The 14,885-nt window shown below is 38.4% G+C and carries 14 protein-coding genes and 1 pseudogene; 6 read left to right on the top strand and 9 right to left on the bottom strand.

Annotation, left to right across the window (positions count from 1 at the left end; all coding sequences use genetic code 11):
• Window positions 1-69: 69 nt before the first annotated feature.
• Genes pulA through thpR form a run of 3 tightly spaced genes read right to left on the bottom strand, consistent with a single transcriptional unit; the run spans window position 70 to window position 3,770 of the window.
• Window positions 70-2,205 (bottom strand): type I pullulanase, encoded by a 2,136-nt coding sequence (gene pulA / locus RTR43_RS04340; RefSeq protein ID WP_312469939.1) that lies wholly within the window; start codon window positions 2,203-2,205, stop codon window positions 70-72.
• Window positions 2,192-3,175 (bottom strand): diacylglycerol/lipid kinase family protein, encoded by a 984-nt coding sequence (locus RTR43_RS04335; RefSeq protein WP_312469938.1) that lies wholly within the window; start codon window positions 3,173-3,175, stop codon window positions 2,192-2,194. The genes pulA and RTR43_RS04335 overlap by 14 nt, the downstream gene beginning before the upstream one ends.
• Before the next feature lie 25 nt (window positions 3,176-3,200).
• Window positions 3,201-3,770 carry an RNA 2',3'-cyclic phosphodiesterase gene (gene thpR, locus RTR43_RS04330; protein WP_312469937.1) on the bottom strand — a complete coding sequence of 190 codons (570 nt, stop codon included), beginning with the start codon at window positions 3,768-3,770 and terminating at the stop codon, window positions 3,201-3,203.
• A gap of 137 nt (window positions 3,771-3,907) precedes the next feature.
• On the opposite strand from thpR, the pseudogene RTR43_RS04325 reads away from it, so the two are divergent.
• Window positions 3,908-4,069, top strand: a pseudogene (locus tag RTR43_RS04325) (cysteine synthase A); the annotation flags it as partial.
• A 47-nt stretch (window positions 4,070-4,116) separates the two neighbouring features.
• On the opposite strand, the gene dat reads toward RTR43_RS04325, so the two are convergent.
• Both dat and pepV read right to left on the bottom strand, forming a co-directional pair.
• The gene (gene dat / locus RTR43_RS04320) at window positions 4,117-4,989 is read right to left on the bottom strand and encodes a D-amino-acid transaminase (protein WP_312469936.1); all 873 of its coding nucleotides are present in this window, start codon (window positions 4,987-4,989) and stop codon (window positions 4,117-4,119) included.
• 24 nt (window positions 4,990-5,013) lie between these two features.
• Window positions 5,014-6,435: a dipeptidase PepV gene (gene pepV / locus RTR43_RS04315; RefSeq protein WP_312469934.1), complete on the bottom strand. Its 1,422-nt coding sequence runs from the start codon at window positions 6,433-6,435 to the stop codon at window positions 5,014-5,016.
• Between the two features lie 552 nt (window positions 6,436-6,987).
• On the opposite strand from pepV, the gene RTR43_RS04310 reads away from it, so the two are divergent.
• Window positions 6,988-7,209 carry a DeoR family transcriptional regulator gene (locus RTR43_RS04310; RefSeq protein ID WP_007086548.1) on the top strand — a complete coding sequence of 74 codons (222 nt, stop codon included), beginning with the start codon at window positions 6,988-6,990 and terminating at the stop codon, window positions 7,207-7,209.
• Between the two features lie 402 nt (window positions 7,210-7,611).
• The gene (locus RTR43_RS04305) at window positions 7,612-8,967 is read left to right on the top strand and encodes an amino acid permease (RefSeq protein ID WP_312469925.1); all 1,356 of its coding nucleotides are present in this window, start codon (window positions 7,612-7,614) and stop codon (window positions 8,965-8,967) included.
• A gap of 190 nt (window positions 8,968-9,157) precedes the next feature.
• Here the strand turns inward: RTR43_RS04305 and RTR43_RS04300 are convergent, their stop codons facing one another.
• From RTR43_RS04300 to RTR43_RS04290, 3 genes are all read right to left on the bottom strand, one after another.
• A complete protein-coding gene (locus tag RTR43_RS04300; RefSeq protein WP_312469924.1) occupies window positions 9,158-9,499 on the bottom strand; it encodes an ArsR/SmtB family transcription factor in 342 nt (113 codons plus the stop codon).
• On the bottom strand, window positions 9,500-9,925 hold the full coding sequence (locus RTR43_RS04295; RefSeq protein WP_312469923.1) for an SRPBCC family protein: 426 nt from the start codon (window positions 9,923-9,925) through the stop codon (window positions 9,500-9,502).
• A 319-nt stretch (window positions 9,926-10,244) separates the two neighbouring features.
• Window positions 10,245-10,685, bottom strand: a complete 441-nt coding sequence (locus tag RTR43_RS04290) for a DUF2935 domain-containing protein (protein WP_312469922.1) — start codon at window positions 10,683-10,685, stop codon at window positions 10,245-10,247.
• Between the two features lie 260 nt (window positions 10,686-10,945).
• Here RTR43_RS04290 and RTR43_RS04285 point away from each other — a divergent pair, with 260 nt between their 5' ends.
• On the top strand, window positions 10,946-11,692 hold the full coding sequence (locus RTR43_RS04285; RefSeq protein WP_312469921.1) for an AAA family ATPase: 747 nt from the start codon (window positions 10,946-10,948) through the stop codon (window positions 11,690-11,692).
• Between the two features lie 157 nt (window positions 11,693-11,849).
• Here RTR43_RS04285 and speD read toward each other — a convergent pair whose 3' ends face one another.
• A complete protein-coding gene (gene speD, locus RTR43_RS04280; protein ID WP_248737732.1) occupies window positions 11,850-12,659 on the bottom strand; it encodes an adenosylmethionine decarboxylase in 810 nt (269 codons plus the stop codon).
• Window positions 12,660-12,882: 223 nt separating this feature from the next.
• Between speD and RTR43_RS04275 the strand changes: the two genes are divergently transcribed.
• Entirely contained in the window at window positions 12,883-14,142 is a 1,260-nt protein-coding gene (locus tag RTR43_RS04275; RefSeq protein ID WP_312469918.1) for a TolB family protein, read from the top strand.
• 182 nt (window positions 14,143-14,324) lie between these two features.
• Window positions 14,325-14,759, top strand: a complete 435-nt coding sequence (locus RTR43_RS04270) for a Dps family protein (RefSeq protein ID WP_312469917.1) — start codon at window positions 14,325-14,327, stop codon at window positions 14,757-14,759.
• Window positions 14,760-14,885 lie beyond the last annotated feature (126 nt).

Below are 14,885 nucleotides of genomic sequence, written 5' to 3'. Positions count from 1 at the left end.
TTCCATTCAATAGCCATCTTTATAAATTTTATCTCCAATTGCCTTTTTTCGTCAAGTAATCTTGAGAAACTATTTTTTTAGTAAAACATAAAGCGAAACAGGTTCCATCGTGATTTCTTCTTTAATAGGATCATATTTGGAAGAAATTCCCACATAATCATGATCAGCCAAAATCGACCATTCTCCCTCAGGAAGGGAAATGGATTGCTGCTTGGAGCACGGATTAATCAACAAAAGAACCTCATGTGGATCCTTGTGTAATACGCATCCTATCAGCGGTTCAGCTATTAGTAAGGGGTGGATATTGTTACGGATTTCAACCGCCGTTCTCATTCGGAAACAAGGAAAGGCTTTACGAATTTGAATGAGTCCTTTTATATAATTCACATTCTTTATAAACTGACTTTTCCGGTCCCAATCAAGCTGATTAATATGATCAGGGGAGCGGTAGCTATTTCCATCACCCAGTTTTGTTCGAAAAAACTCCTGCCCGCTGTTAAGAAAAGGAATCCCTTGGGACAATAGGACAATTCCTGTAGCAAGCCGGTGATATTTCATCCGCGTCAAGTCATCCCCTTCAGGGAGACATGAAAGAAGTTTATCCCATAGTGTATGATTATCATGGCATTCAATATAATTCACGGATTGAAAGGGTTCATTAAAGAGTCGATTTTCTTTCTTTTGAAAACCAATGCTTCCTGTGATGACCTCGAAAGCAGTGGCTCGATAATGTTCATTCCCTAAGGCATATCCTTTATCAAACAAGTTAAAGGTACTGCCTTTAATCGTGTCGCGAAATTTATCATTGAACTGAGCAACTTGAGGCATTTTCGCCTGATTGGCAATAATCGCTTTTTGTTCGTGAGGAAGGGGGGTATTGAGGTTCCACCCCTCGCCGAGTATGATCGTTCCTTTTGCCAAACTTTCACACAGTTTACAGATTTCAGACATGGTCTCTACATCCAATATCCCCATTAAATCAAAACGAAAACCATCAATATGATATTCCTCCTGCCAATACCGCACTGAATCAAGAATAAATTTCCTGACCATTCTTCGTTCGGAAGCAATATCGTTTCCAACACCTGTACCGTTAGAGGGCAATCCCATTTCATTATGGCGAAAATAATAGCCAGGGACTACTTTTTCAAAAGAGGAATTTTCACGAATAAAAACATGGTTGTAAACCACATCCATTATCACGCGGAGATCGCTACGATGAATCTGATCAATTAATTGTTTCAATTCGATAATTCTTGTATAAGGATTCGAGGGGTCGGTGGAAAAACTGCCTTCGGGAGTATTGAAATGAAGGGGATTATATCCCCAATTATAGGCTTTATTTCTTTCCAATTCATCAATACCAGCAAAATCATTAAATGGGAGGAATTCAATATGGGTAATTCCTAAATCTTTTAAATAGGATAATCCAGTTGGCCCACCGTCAATCCCCTTGGTATTTAGCTCTCCGCCACCAAGATAGAGTCCTTTATCGTGGATTCCACTGTTTTCATGAATACTGAAGTCTCTAATATGAGTTTCATAAATAATCATATCCACCGGACTTTCAAAGGCAGATAACCAATATTTTTGCCCACGGCTTTTCTCAAGCTTCACAATAGCCCCTTGCTCCCCATTGGCTGTCACAGCCTTCGCATATGGATCAACAGCCTCTCGCCACTCCTGATTCACTTGAATGAGAAAACTATATTGAAAGAACTCTAAATCCCGGTTGACTCCCACTGACCATACACCAAAATCCTCCCGTTTCATCTTGAGCATTTCGGAAAAATGACTGTTTGGCGGAAGTATTTTTAATTTCACTTGAGTGGCAGTTGGTGCCCAAAGTTTAAAACGAGTTTGATTGGCAGCAAAGGTCACGCCAAGATCATTCCCGCCATAATAAAATTTATTATCAAATGACTCCGTTCGAATCACTGCACCTATCTGCAGGTCTGTTTTGCCCCCATGTTCATCCATGATCCAATATTGCTTACCAAATGAAAAATCCCCTGCTAGCTGACAAATATATTTTTGATTATGTTCAATCTGGCTTTTGCTAATGATTGACAGTGGGCTCTTCTCAGAATCATAAATAAGAAAGAATGAGGACGACAGACCTTGATGATATGAAAGTGGAAGAAGTACCGTAATGATATTCATCTCATCCAAGTAGGCCAGAAATTTTCGTTCAGAAGATATCATTCGAGCTCCTCTCTTTCAAGTCAACTTCATTCTTATTTTTTCTTCTTGTTAACACCTGCAATCCTTTAACCTGGATATCTATATTTAATGGGGTATAACCAATATGCTCTCCATCACCATGGACATACAAGGAGGCGGACGAGTGGATAGACACCATTTTTCCCTTAAATGTCTTTACTTCTTTAAAATGTATGTGCTTTCCCCAAAAAACACTGATGAAAACAAGTAATAGCTTCCATCTTGATAACTGTTGGAGAACCGTAATATCAAGCTGGCCATCATCCGGTTGTGCGTCAGGGGCAATCTTCATCCCTCCGCCATAATATGGTTGATTGGAGACAGTAACAAACCATGTTTTTTCAAATATATGCTTTTGCCCATCAATTGATAAATCAATTGTTGCTGTTTTATAAGTGAATAATTCTTTTAACAGAAAAAAAACATAAACCAAACGGCCGAGGGATAGCTTATTTAACACTGCCTTTATCCGCGAATGATTCACTTTATAGGCAATGATTGCATCAAATCCTGCACCCATATTGTTAATAAAATAGTGTTCAGTATTATCTTTCATGATCATTTTCCCAGCATCAATTAATGCTGGCTCATGTTTCATCAGCCGAAGTAGCACTTTTAAGGCTTCTAATGGATCGGAAGGAATTAAAAATCCTCTTGAAAAATCATTCCCAGACCCGCCTGGGATAAATCCAAGTGTTATATTATTATGCTTGATGACACCATTCATGACCTCATGCATTGTTCCGTCACCGCCAACTGCAATAATGATTTTTTCGTTATCATTTTTGACGGCAATTTGACTGGCAAGTTTTTTAGCATGACCTGGATATTCAGTGAAAAATGCCAGATAGGGAACCTGTTCAGCCTTAAGCTGCGCTTCAATTCCCCCCCAAATTTTAAAACAATGACCGTTTCCCGCTTTTGGATTAATAATAAAGTAAATGTAATTCATAAAACCAACCTTTATTTATAAAATTCTATGATTGCAATGGGAATCTATTTATTGCTTCATATTTCGGTGTTTGGTGAAGATGTGTTTGGTATAAAACGATTTCATCTGCTTGAAAAGGCAGTGGTTCGGGCTGAAGTTTATTCCACTCGTCCAGCAGTTCAATTTGAAATACTGAGGCCCCGTTCCACTTTCGTGCAAGTGTTATATGGGGTCGGAAGGGTCTTGTCTCTAGTTGAAATCCTGCCTCCTCGCAGGCAGAAAATACTTTTTTTCTGATAATCTGTAGCTCCTTGCTTTCCTCGGTATCCGCCCAAAATACCCGCGGAGAATCTTCCGCCCCAAAAAATCCTAGTTTGTTAATTTTCAACGGCAGGGCTTTTGCATCCTTTAAAGCCTTTTTCACGTTTCGTACTGCTGCATCTAGTTTTACTGTTTCAGCACCGCCAAGAAAGGTCAATGTAATATGGATATCTTCATAGTGGACCCACCGGCTAAAAGAGATGATTTCCTTTAATTGACTGATACGATTTTTCATGATTAATTTCGTGTCATCGGGAATTCTTACAGCAAAGAAATAGTGGTTTCGCTGCTCCATTTTATTCATTCCTTTTTCTCAATTTTAGTCTATTTTCTCCTAATTGTATCTATTTGCAGACGAAGTTAACCGATATTTTTTACAATGATAAAAAATATATTTATGATGGAGATAGAAAGAATAAGAAAGGAAGGTCCTTGCTAGAGGAAGGAATTCTCGTTGGCCGGTCCTCTGGTGCAGCTTGCTTTGCTGCTGCAATAGAGATCGCGAAGCACCTTTCGTCTGATCAGGTGGTCATTTGCATTGCCTGTGAGATGGGAGGAAGATATTTATCGAGTGATTTGTTTCAGTTTAACTAAACTTTTGAAAAAAGACGTGTCGCAGGTTGCTAACACGTCTTTCTTTACTATAATAAAAACTCGTGCTTAAGATTGCCACATTGTTTGGCAATTTCTCTCTCAAATAGTTCTTGCAGTTTTCTTGTTACAGGTCCAGTTAAACCTTCTTTGACTTTTTTTCCATCTATTTCAACAATCGGCATGACCTCGGATGTCGTGCTTGAGAGAAATACCTCATCCGCCTGCTCTAGCTCTTCGAGAGTAAATGTTCGTTCCTCAACCTGAACATTGTTGTCCGTGCAAACCTGCAAAATCACATCTTTCGTAATGCCCTTCAAAATTAAATTATTCGATTCATGGGTAATAACAACGCCATTTTTAACGATAAAAACATTCGACGAGCTTCCTTCTGTCACATCTTGTCCACGATGCTGGATTGCTTCAAAGCAACCTTCATCAGCTGCTTTCTGTTTGGCTAATAAATTGCCCAGCAAATTTAAACTTTTAATGTCACAGCGTAGCCAGCGAATATCCTCCATAATGATTGTTTTCACACCCGAATTTAAACTATCCTCTGGTCTAGCAACTTCCTTCGTATAGGCTACAAGAGTTGGTGTTACATCCGCAGTTGGAAAGGCATGATTACGTGGGGCAACTCCCCTTGTAATTTGCATATAAATGGTTCCAAGATGAAGCTTATTTTGTTCAATGAGTTCTTCAAGAGATTCCGTTAATTGATCAATTGTGTATGGGATATATATGCCGATACTTTCGGAACTTTTGACAAAACGCTTCAAATGTTCCTTGGCAGTAAACATTTTTCCGTTATAGACACGGATGACTTCATACACCCCATCGCCAAATTGATAGCCACGGTCCTCTACATCCACTTTCGCTTCCGACCGGGCAATCATTTTCCCGTTTAAAATTGCATACTTCATTCTCCCATTTCTCCTCTGATTTACTTATTCATTTTGTGCAAGCTCATAAATGGCTTGTGCATAAATCGCTGTTGCTCTCAGTAAATCCTCTATATACATATATTCGTCTTTTTGGTGTGCAATATCTGGTCTTCCAGGAAATAATGGACCAAACGCCACACCCGCTTTTAGCGAACGGGCATAGGTACCTCCTCCGATCGCAATTAACTCCGCCTTTTCTCCTGTTTGTTCTTCATATACTTTTTTCAAGGTTTGAATCAGAAATTCTTTTTCGTCGACATGATGTGGTTTAGAGTCAGAAAAGTTTTCAATCTCGAAGCCTTTATTTAACAATAGATCATCTAGCTTCGTTTTTGTTGCTTCCATTTTGTTAGTCACAGGATAGCGGCATGTCATTCCGATTCTTCCACCAGAGTCCTTTGTATAGGAAAGCTTACCAGGGTTGATGGTTAATTCTCCAGAAATATCATCTGAATAAGCGACACCAAGATTGACACCGCGTGAATCGTTAAAGAAATAGTCGGAAACGAATTGGAAATAATGTGCGGCTTTCGCATCTAAACCTAGATTAGAAAGAAATTCTCCTAAAAACAATCCGGCATTTGTCCCATTCTTGGGCTCCATTCCATGGGCAGAGATACCTTTCACTTCTAATATTAATTCTCCGTTTTCGATATGGTAATCATGTTCTAGCTCATGTTGCTTCATAAAATCTTCAAATTGCTGGACGACATCATCTTGATTATCCTTAATCAAAAGGGTTGCTTTGGCATGATCGGGAACCATATTGTATCTTTTTCCAGAAACAAAGCTCACGACCACAACATTTGTCACAGGTATATCTTGTAACATTTTTTTCTGAACGAAATCAAAATCGGCAATCCCTTTTTCCGCATTAATAATTGGGAAATCAGCATCAGGAGCAAATCCTAGCGTCGGCATTTCTTCATGCTTAAAATAATGATCAACACAGCGCCAGTTACTTTCTTCGTCTGTACCAATAATCATCCGAACACGCTTCTTAAGCGGCAAACCAAGTTCTTTCACAATTTTCATTGCATAATACGCCGCCATTGTCGGCCCCTTGTCATCTAATGCACCGCGGGCAAAAATTTTCCCATCGCGAATTTCTGCTCCATAAGGATCACTTGACCAGCCATCCCCTTCTGGAACGACGTCCACATGGCAAAGGATACCGAGCAGTTCTTTCCCTTCGCCAAATTCTAGGTGCCCTGCAAGATTGCCCACATTTTTCGGTGTAAAGCCATCCCTTTCACCTAGCTGAAGCATAAAATCTAGCGCTTCTTTTACTCCTTTCCCTAGCGGTGCATCATCCGTTGCATTTTCTTCATCCAATAGGCTTCTAATATGTAATAAATCCTGAGTGTCCTTTATAAGAGCCTCTTTTCTTTTTTCCACTTCACTTAGCCAATTCAATTGTGCCAATATTGTTTACCCCCTGTACAAGATATTTACCCATTATTAACAATATCATTATTGCAAATATCTAAGCAATTTTGCTTAAGAAAAACACTGTTTTTTTTTAGTAGCATATATGCCATAAAAAAGAGAAATATTTAATTAAAAATTCAGATAATTTATCATAATCCAAACAATGTACACCATAACTTATAGTATGAGAAAAATAAAGGAGGCGGCAAATTCAAATTATTTTTAGTAGTTATTAAAGTTTTGTAATTTTTTTCTATAGTGGTAGAAATTTTCAGAAATTGTGGGTACAATAAGAATAGATGTATGACATCTAAGAACTCACTTCAACCCATCTAAAGAAAACTCGCCGATTGGCAAGCCGTTAGGCGAAGTCAAAGGCGTAGTTGCACTTATGCCTGATAGGAATGTTATACTTTCCTATCGGCCAGAAAAAAGGAGATGGCTGCGCGGAAAAGAAACTACATATTTCTTGAAGAGTAATCTTCAAAGAGGCTGTCGGTAGAGGGATTAAGCCATAGGTTTGAAAAAAGGATAGGGAGTGGTTCTTTGAAACCTTCAACTAACCGGATGTTAAACCGCATCAAATGTATCTACATGTTTATCCGCAATAACGGCACTGTCACAACACAGGAACTTGTAGAGGAATTTGGTATCACTCCTCGCACCATACAACGAGATTTAAATGTCTTAGCCTATAATGACTTGGTCATAAGCCCAAGCCGCGGAAAATGGACGACTACCCAAAAGAAAGTGAAGATGTCATCTTAACATTAAAAATAAACTTTAAATGATATTCATAAAAAATGCACGCGCAATCTGCGTGCATTTTTGTTTTTCAAATAATAATTTATCGCTATTCTTGTAATTGTGTAAAAGAATTAATCTTGTTAAATTCTTGCTCGCTTAAGATTCCCAGCTTCTTAAAAACATACGAATAAATGAATATCCTCCGTTGCAATCGAAGGCTAGTAATCATATAAATCAACCTCCTAGTTTAATAAATTATATTCACCGCCCCCAAATAAGTTTCCTTTAGCCAAAAAAATACTTATATTTTCTAGTCAAACTTCTATATCTAGTTGACAGGGATCAAAAATATGATATATTAGTATAAAATTACTTTAGTACTTAAAAGCGTCTAAGCATAAAAGAAAAGTAGGTAAAATCATCATGAATAATAATCATCAGGAATTAAAAAAGGGGCTATTGCCAAGGCATGTCCAGTTTATGGCTTTAGCAGGTATGATAGGAACAGGAATTTTCAAAGGGAGTTCCGACACATTGAATATTGCCGGACCGGGTGTTGTGTTCACTTATTTATTTGGTGGACTAATATTACTTGTTATTATGGCAGCATTTGGGGAAATGGCGATAGCTTTTCCAAATTCCAATGTTCAACATCTAGTTAACAAAGCATTTGGATTCCAGTATTCGTTTATCATCGGTTGGCTTTATTGGATCAACTGGACGATCGTAACTATTGTGGAATTATTAGCAGCAGGAAGTTTTCTGCAATTCTGGCTTCCTTCAATACCTTTATGGCTTCTCAGTTTTTTCTGCGCAGCAGTCATCGTAGGAATCAATTTATTTCAAGTGAAATATTACGGGGAGCTTGAGTTTTGGTTTGCTGGAATTAAGATCATTGCCTTGATTGCTTTTATTATTTTAGGCTGTTTACTTCTTTTGGGTATTATTCCAAGCACTATACAGGATCCATTCTCGAACTATACTGCCCATGGTGGATTTTTCCCGCACGGAATTAACGGAACCTTAAGTGCCCTTTTAGTCGTCATGTTTTCCTACGGCGGTGCAGAATTAATTGGCGTAGCTGTAACTGAGACAAAAGATGCAGAGCGTGTCCTGCCCAAAATTATTAAAGGAGCCGTATGGCGGGTTATCATTTTTTACATTATGCCTATCCTTATTATATGTGGAATCACGCCATGGAACAAAGTCTCTAGCGTAGATAGTCCTTTCGTTCAGGTTTTCAGTATCACAGGATTACCAGGTGCTGCACATATTATGAACTTTGTTCTTTTGACAGCCGTACTCTCCGCGGCTAATTCTGGTATTTATGCCACTTCTAGAACTTTATTTTCGATGGCACAAAGCGGGGTTGCACCTAAACGCTTAGCAAAAACATCTAGTAAGGGCACCCCATTTAATGGGATTTTGATCACAAGTGTATTTATTTTAGGAGCTGTTTACTTAGCCTATTTAACTCCCAGTCAGGTCATTGGTTATCTCATGACCATCCCAGGCTTTACCGTCATGATGATTTGGATTAGTATTTGTGCAGCACATTTAAAGCTAAGACCGCAATACAAAAGTCAACCAGCCTTTAAGGTAAAATGGTTTCCCATCACGACCATCTTTGCAATGGGATCTTTGAGTGTTATCTTAATTGGGTTCCTATTCAATTCAAATAATGTCATCGGTTCATCCGTAAGCATTGCAACAATTGGATTTCTTATCATTCTCTCTTTTATTCATAAGAAAACTAGTGTTAATGAAATTACCGTTTAAAGATAGCCACAAATCTGAGCCAGCAAATATATATCTTGCTGGCCTTTTTACCCTTCCGTTTTGCCGATTTACCCCTCACATTCCTCCTTTTACCCGTCAACTCACTTCCAGACCACCGTCCCAAGCAGGCAAAAAGCCAGGCGACTGGCCTGGCTCAGGTAACTATCTCTTATCTAAGTTAAGGTGTTGCTTATTTTTGGCTTGGATCTTCGACATCCGACTCCACAAAAAGTTTCAGTGCGGTCAGCTTATTCTGCCAATATAATTCAAAAAATTGGAGCCAATCTTTTAATTCATTTAGTGGTTCTGGCTCAAGCTTGTACCTTGTTTCCCTGCCGACTTTTCGCTCTTTAACTAATCCGGCATCTGCTAAAATGCGTAAATGCTTGGATACAGCCGTTCGGCTCGTTGGGAAGTGGCTACTAATAGCGGTAACAGGCATCTCGTCATGGCTAAGAAGTTTCAACAGCTTTCGCCTTGTCGGATCTGCGATAGCTTGAAAGACATCATGCTTTGCAGAAGAAGCAGCCATTTACGCCTCAACAAATGCCTTTAATTTTTGCACAAGACCTGCCCAGCCCTGATTCATGTTTTCACGAATTGGGGTATGTGGAGCACCAAACTCTGTAACTTTATTTGCATCCCACCCGCCATGAATGAGGGTAAATTCTGTTTTTCCATCCAGTTCATTTAATTCAAATGTAAGTGTCCAATCTTTTCCCCAATTAAATGAAAGGCTATTAGGAGGATCGATATGTGTAACTTTACATGGAGACATCCCAAACTGGCCCGCGTTTATATGAAATTCATGACCTTCTACTGGTTTAAAATCATTTGGCATAAACCAGGTAGCGATTCCTTCTGCTGTAGCAACCGCGTCCCATACTTTAGCAATAGGCGCATTGTAAACAACCGTGTACTTTATATCCTTTAATGTTGCTTGTGTCTCATTTCCCATTGAAATGCCTCCTTAAATCGTCAAAAATTTTTTTCCAATACGAAACCATTTGGTTTCACATCAAAAATAATATAACACCATTTGGTTTCACGTCAAGTATTTCTTTTTAAAAATAAAACGGTGCTTTACATTTTGTAAAGTCACCGTAAACTACCATTTTCATTCTAAATTTATATGCTGTGATAATACATTTAGAGAACCGGCCTAACCAAATAGAGGCGTTTTGAGCAGAGCTTCACTTCATTCGTCGACTAAAATGTTTATTTTTCGCCAGTTTAAATATAATAATTCGTTTTTGGGCGCTCTGCCTATATCAAAACTAGTGACTGCTTCCTTGATCGCTATATAACAGTGCTTGGGCAATTCCAATAAAGTACTCTGATTCCCGAATAATATGGTTCAAAACTACTTTGGCCGTAGGATTACTACTTACAGCTACACTAAGTGTTTTAATTTGCTCACAAAGCTGAATAAACGCTTCACTCTGCTCCAGGCAATACGAAACAAGCTGAAGCACTTGTTGATGTAATTGGTCTGATACTTGAGAACCAGAGCGGATGACAGATTCAATGAAACGGACAACCTGCTGATGCGTTTCGCCGAGAGCTTGTTCCCACTTTTTCAAGGCATCGACAAATTCGGGCTCTAGTCCCGTGACCAGCTCTCTAATAACCACCGTATGTTCTTCTTCCTGATGCTTCCAGAATTCTGCTTCATCTAAAATTCTTAACGGCATTTGCGGCCCATAATAAAATTGCATAGACATCCCCCCATCATCTTTTCATTTCAATGTATGGGATGGGCTTTAGAAATATACATATATCTACCAACTTCCCGCACCACCATTGGCAGCAGCGTTACTTCTTCTTCGTTTCTGTATGGCGTTTATACCCATGACAACAGCAATTAGCTCCTCAAAAGAAACCTTCTCATTATTATTACTTAAGTGGTATGCTTTAAATAAAACGGTTGAAAAAAATGGTACAATTACATAAATCAAAAAATGAAGAGGTAGTTTTTATGTTTAACAGTCAATATATAAGAAGTGTCCAATTTAAGAGAGAGGAAGTTCCTTCATTTAAGAAATATCCCTTTAACCTGCCCAGTTTGAAGACGTTAGACGAACTATCTTTTCATCCTAATGTAACGTTTCTCATCGGTGAAAATGGGATGGGTAAATCCACCTTGCTTGAAGCGATTGCGGTTTCATTAGGGTTTAACCCAGAAGGCGGATCTATTAATTTCAATTTTTCTACCTATGATTCACATTCTGCACTTACCGATTACCTTAAATTAATCAAAGGAATAGAAAAACCGAGAGATGGATTTTTTCTGCGGGCGGAAAGCTTTTATAACGTAGCTTCTAACATTGAGGAAATGGATCGTGAATTTAGGGGCCGTCGAGTAATTGATTGCTATGGCGGAGTTTCCCTTCATGAACAGTCACATGGTGAGGCCTTCTTTGCCACATTTCTTCATCGGTTTGGGGGAAATGGTATATACATTTTAGATGAACCTGAAGCCGCTCTCTCGCCACTTAGGCAGATGTCGATGTTGACGAGGATTCATGACCTAGTGAACGAGAATTCCCAATTTGTAATCGCTACCCATTCGCCCATCATTATGGCCTATCCAGATGCAAAAATCTTTGAATTTACGGAAGAAGGAATAAAAGAAAGCACACTTGAAGAAACGAACCATTATCGGATTATGAAACAATTTTTTGATGATAAAGATAGAATGCTGCATCATTTGTTAAATGGATAATGATATCGACATAAAGAAAACTCGCCGACTGGCGGGCCTTTAGGCGAAGACAGAGGCGTAGTTGCCCTTATGCGACATAGGAAAGAACTAACCAATTTGGTCTTTTGAAAATTTATAATTTCCTATTAGCCAAAAAGAGCGCAAGTCCTGCGCCCTTTTATTGAACAATATTTTTTCCATAAAAGATTTCATCCATCTCAAGCTTTAATCTCTCTGTGATCTCAATATGTTCTTCCGGCGTTAACTTATCTTTTGTATAGCCAAATAAATAGTTATTTAGATCAAATTCCCGCAGCTTGCATTTTGTGTGAAAAATATGTTCCTGATAGACATTGACGTCAATCATATCGAATAATTCGCCGACATCTTCAGGGATGTAATTCTGAATCGAGTTTATTTCGTGGTCAATAAATAGCTTGTGCCCCGTTTTATCCCTTGTAAAACCGCGAACGCGGTAATCAATCGTCATCACATCGGTCTCAAACGAGCGGATTAAATAATGAAGCGCCTTAAGCGGAGAAATTTCTCCGCAGGTTGAGACATCAATATCTGCTCTAAAAGTACTGATTCCTTCATCAGGATGAAATTCCGGGTATGTATGAACGGTAATATGGCTCTTATCCAACTGCATTACTACCGATTCAGGAAGCGGTCCTGGGGATTCTTCAAATGATTCTGATGGAGCATTGGCAACTGGCCCCTCAGATACTAACAACGTCACGCTCGCCCCCGCCGGCTCAAAATCCTGACTAGCAACATTTAAAACATGAGCACCAATGATATCTGATACATGCCTTAAAATTTTTTGCAGTCTATCAGCACTATATTGTTCATCAATATATTTCAAATAGGCTTCTCGCTCTCCCCTCGTTCTCGTAAAACATATATCATACATATTAAAACTTAACGATTTCGTCAGGTTATTAAAGCCATGTAATTCAATTGCCTCCTCGTGAGTAAGTTTCATGATAATTCCCCTTTCATTTCATCCATTTTTTAGTTTTATAGTACCCATTGTTATGCCAGGTTACTTATTATTTCAAAAAGAATACCATGTTTTGAAATAAAAATTGCCGTTTATTCAGAACGGAGCATAGGATTAAAACTTATATCCTTTGTTTTTTATTTTTCATTATATTTCTCGCTTTCTTGAGGAAAATAATTGAAGGTCTTCTAAATGAGGTGAAAGGATGAAAAAACAGTTTTGTCTATTAGTTGTTTTTCTATTATTGCTGCCAAACATAGCAAATGCAGAACCCGTAACTGAAGGTGTAAAAGTTGCATTTGTTAGGGATGGTTTCCTATGGACAAAAATTAATAATAAGGAAGAAAAAATCACGACAGAAAAGTCCACCTATACTAATCCTCCCCAATGGTCACACGATGGGAAATGGATAGCTTATCAGGTTGAAGCTAAAAAGAAACTAAGTCCATATATAGAGTCTCAGACAGAAATATGGGTATATAATCTGGAAACGAAAAAGCACAAGAGAATTACAATAGATGGAACTAATCCCAAGTGGTCACCGGTCGAGAATATCCTTGCTTTTAAAAGTGGCGGTTTCCTAAATGTCTCAAACCTTGAACACTTTTATAATATTGCCTTAGGTGTAGGAGATTATAGCTGGTACCCGGATGGCCGTTCCTTCATTACGGCCTCAGGTGCTTCCCTAAGACCCGATGGATGGACGAATCCAATTCTTTTTAAAATCGGACTGGAAAAGGATTTAGCTAAAATCACCAGTCTGACCAAAAATGTGAAGCAGCTTTATACCATTCCTAGTGAATTGAAGAAAGGAAACATCAGCCTGCTGGCGATCGATGCATCTGATTTTCAATTTTCTCCTGACGGAAAGTGGATTTCTTTTGTGGTTAGTCCGACGGCTTCATGGTCGATGGATAGCAATATGGTCTGTGTGATTTCGTCTGATGGGCAAAACTTCGAAACGTTAGACGAAATTATTGGAGAGTTCTCACCAAAATGGGCCTTTCAACAAAATCGTATCGGATATATTGCCGGCGGCGGCAGAATTGTCTTTGGTTTTAAAAATAAAGATTTGAAAGTTACCGAGATGCCTGCCTTTAAATCAATCAGTCTTACACCACCAAAGTTTGCTGAATTAGGCTTTGCTTGGAAGAATGATCATTCACTTGTTGTTTCTAGGGTCAAAGAAAGCGAATGGTCGAATAACGAGAAGCAGCGGCCTGATCCTTCATTATTTTTGATAAAAATTGGCGATCATGCACAAATGCAAATTACCCACCCGCCAAAGGACTATGGTGATTATGACCCAATTTATCTTCCCTCAGCCAATAAATTAACATGGCTGCGGAAAAAGGATTTGGCTGAAACGCAAAGGGATTTATGGATTGCCGGTCAAAAAAGGGAAAATCCCAAGGTTTGGATAAAAAACGTTGGTGGTTATGATTTTTTTGAAATGAAGCCATAGAAAGAGACCAGCGTAGTCTCTTCGCTTCACTATTGTTTAATTATTAAACTCTAACTAGTTTAGTGCACCTTTTAATATTAATAGGTATTTTTTGCCTAAATTATAATTATTATAATTTAATATTTACTTTAATTTAATGTATGTTATAATTAACTCAGATAAGAAATTTGGAGGAATGCTAAATGACAATTGAACAAGTTATCAATCAACAAATCGCTAACTGGAACATATTATACACAAAATTGCATCGTTTTCACTGGTATGTAAAAGGTCCGCAATTCTTTACCCTTCATGCAAAATTTGAAGAGCTATATGAGGATGCAGCAACTACTATGGATGAATTAGCAGAACAACTTCTAGCCAGCGCTGGAAACCCAATTTCCACCCTAAAGGAATACCTTCAATTTGCAACAATAGAAGAAACAACTGAAGCATTATCAGCTGAGGAAATGGTTCAGGTCATCGTAAACGACTATTCTTTAATTATCGATGAATTAAAAACTGGCATGGAAGTGGCTGAACAAAACCATGACGAGGTTACTAGCGATATGTTTCTTGCCCTAATTGGCAAGCTTAATAAACATAACTGGATGCTAAAATCCTTCTTGCAAGCATAATAAAAAAACTAATTGTAAACGGACCAAAGCCCACTGCTTTTGTCCGTTTTTTTTAACTAATAAAATATAAAAGAATAGCAGCAGATTTGTTAATATTAAAGCAAGATAAGATTACAAAGAATTTAA

Origin of the sequence: Neobacillus sp. (assembly GCF_031988165.1) — a bacterium.
Lineage (GTDB): Bacteria > Bacillota > Bacilli > Bacillales > Cytobacillaceae > Neobacillus > Neobacillus rhizosphaerae.
This window is presented reverse-complemented; position numbering and strand designations above follow the sequence as displayed.

Coding starts and splice junctions, on each gene's coding strand:
- pulA (WP_312469939.1), bottom strand. CDS start 2,205: ATGATATCTTCTGAACGAAAATTTCTGGCCTACTTGGATGAGATGAAT.
- RTR43_RS04335 (WP_312469938.1), bottom strand. CDS start 3,175: ATGAATTACATTTACTTTATTATTAATCCAAAAGCGGGAAACGGTCAT.
- thpR (WP_312469937.1), bottom strand. CDS start 3,770: ATGGAGCAGCGAAACCACTATTTCTTTGCTGTAAGAATTCCCGATGAC.
- dat (WP_312469936.1), bottom strand. CDS start 4,989: ATGAAGTATGCAATTTTAAACGGGAAAATGATTGCCCGGTCGGAAGCG.
- RTR43_RS04305 (WP_312469925.1), top strand. CDS start 7,612: ATGAATAATAATCATCAGGAATTAAAAAAGGGGCTATTGCCAAGGCAT.
- RTR43_RS04300 (WP_312469924.1), bottom strand. CDS start 9,499: ATGGCTGCTTCTTCTGCAAAGCATGATGTCTTTCAAGCTATCGCAGAT.
- RTR43_RS04295 (WP_312469923.1), bottom strand. CDS start 9,925: ATGGGAAATGAGACACAAGCAACATTAAAGGATATAAAGTACACGGTT.
- RTR43_RS04290 (WP_312469922.1), bottom strand. CDS start 10,685: ATGCAATTTTATTATGGGCCGCAAATGCCGTTAAGAATTTTAGATGAA.
- RTR43_RS04285 (WP_312469921.1), top strand. CDS start 10,946: ATGTTTAACAGTCAATATATAAGAAGTGTCCAATTTAAGAGAGAGGAA.
- speD (WP_248737732.1), bottom strand. CDS start 12,659: ATGAAACTTACTCACGAGGAGGCAATTGAATTACATGGCTTTAATAAC.
- RTR43_RS04275 (WP_312469918.1), top strand. CDS start 12,883: ATGAAAAAACAGTTTTGTCTATTAGTTGTTTTTCTATTATTGCTGCCA.
- RTR43_RS04270 (WP_312469917.1), top strand. CDS start 14,325: ATGACAATTGAACAAGTTATCAATCAACAAATCGCTAACTGGAACATA.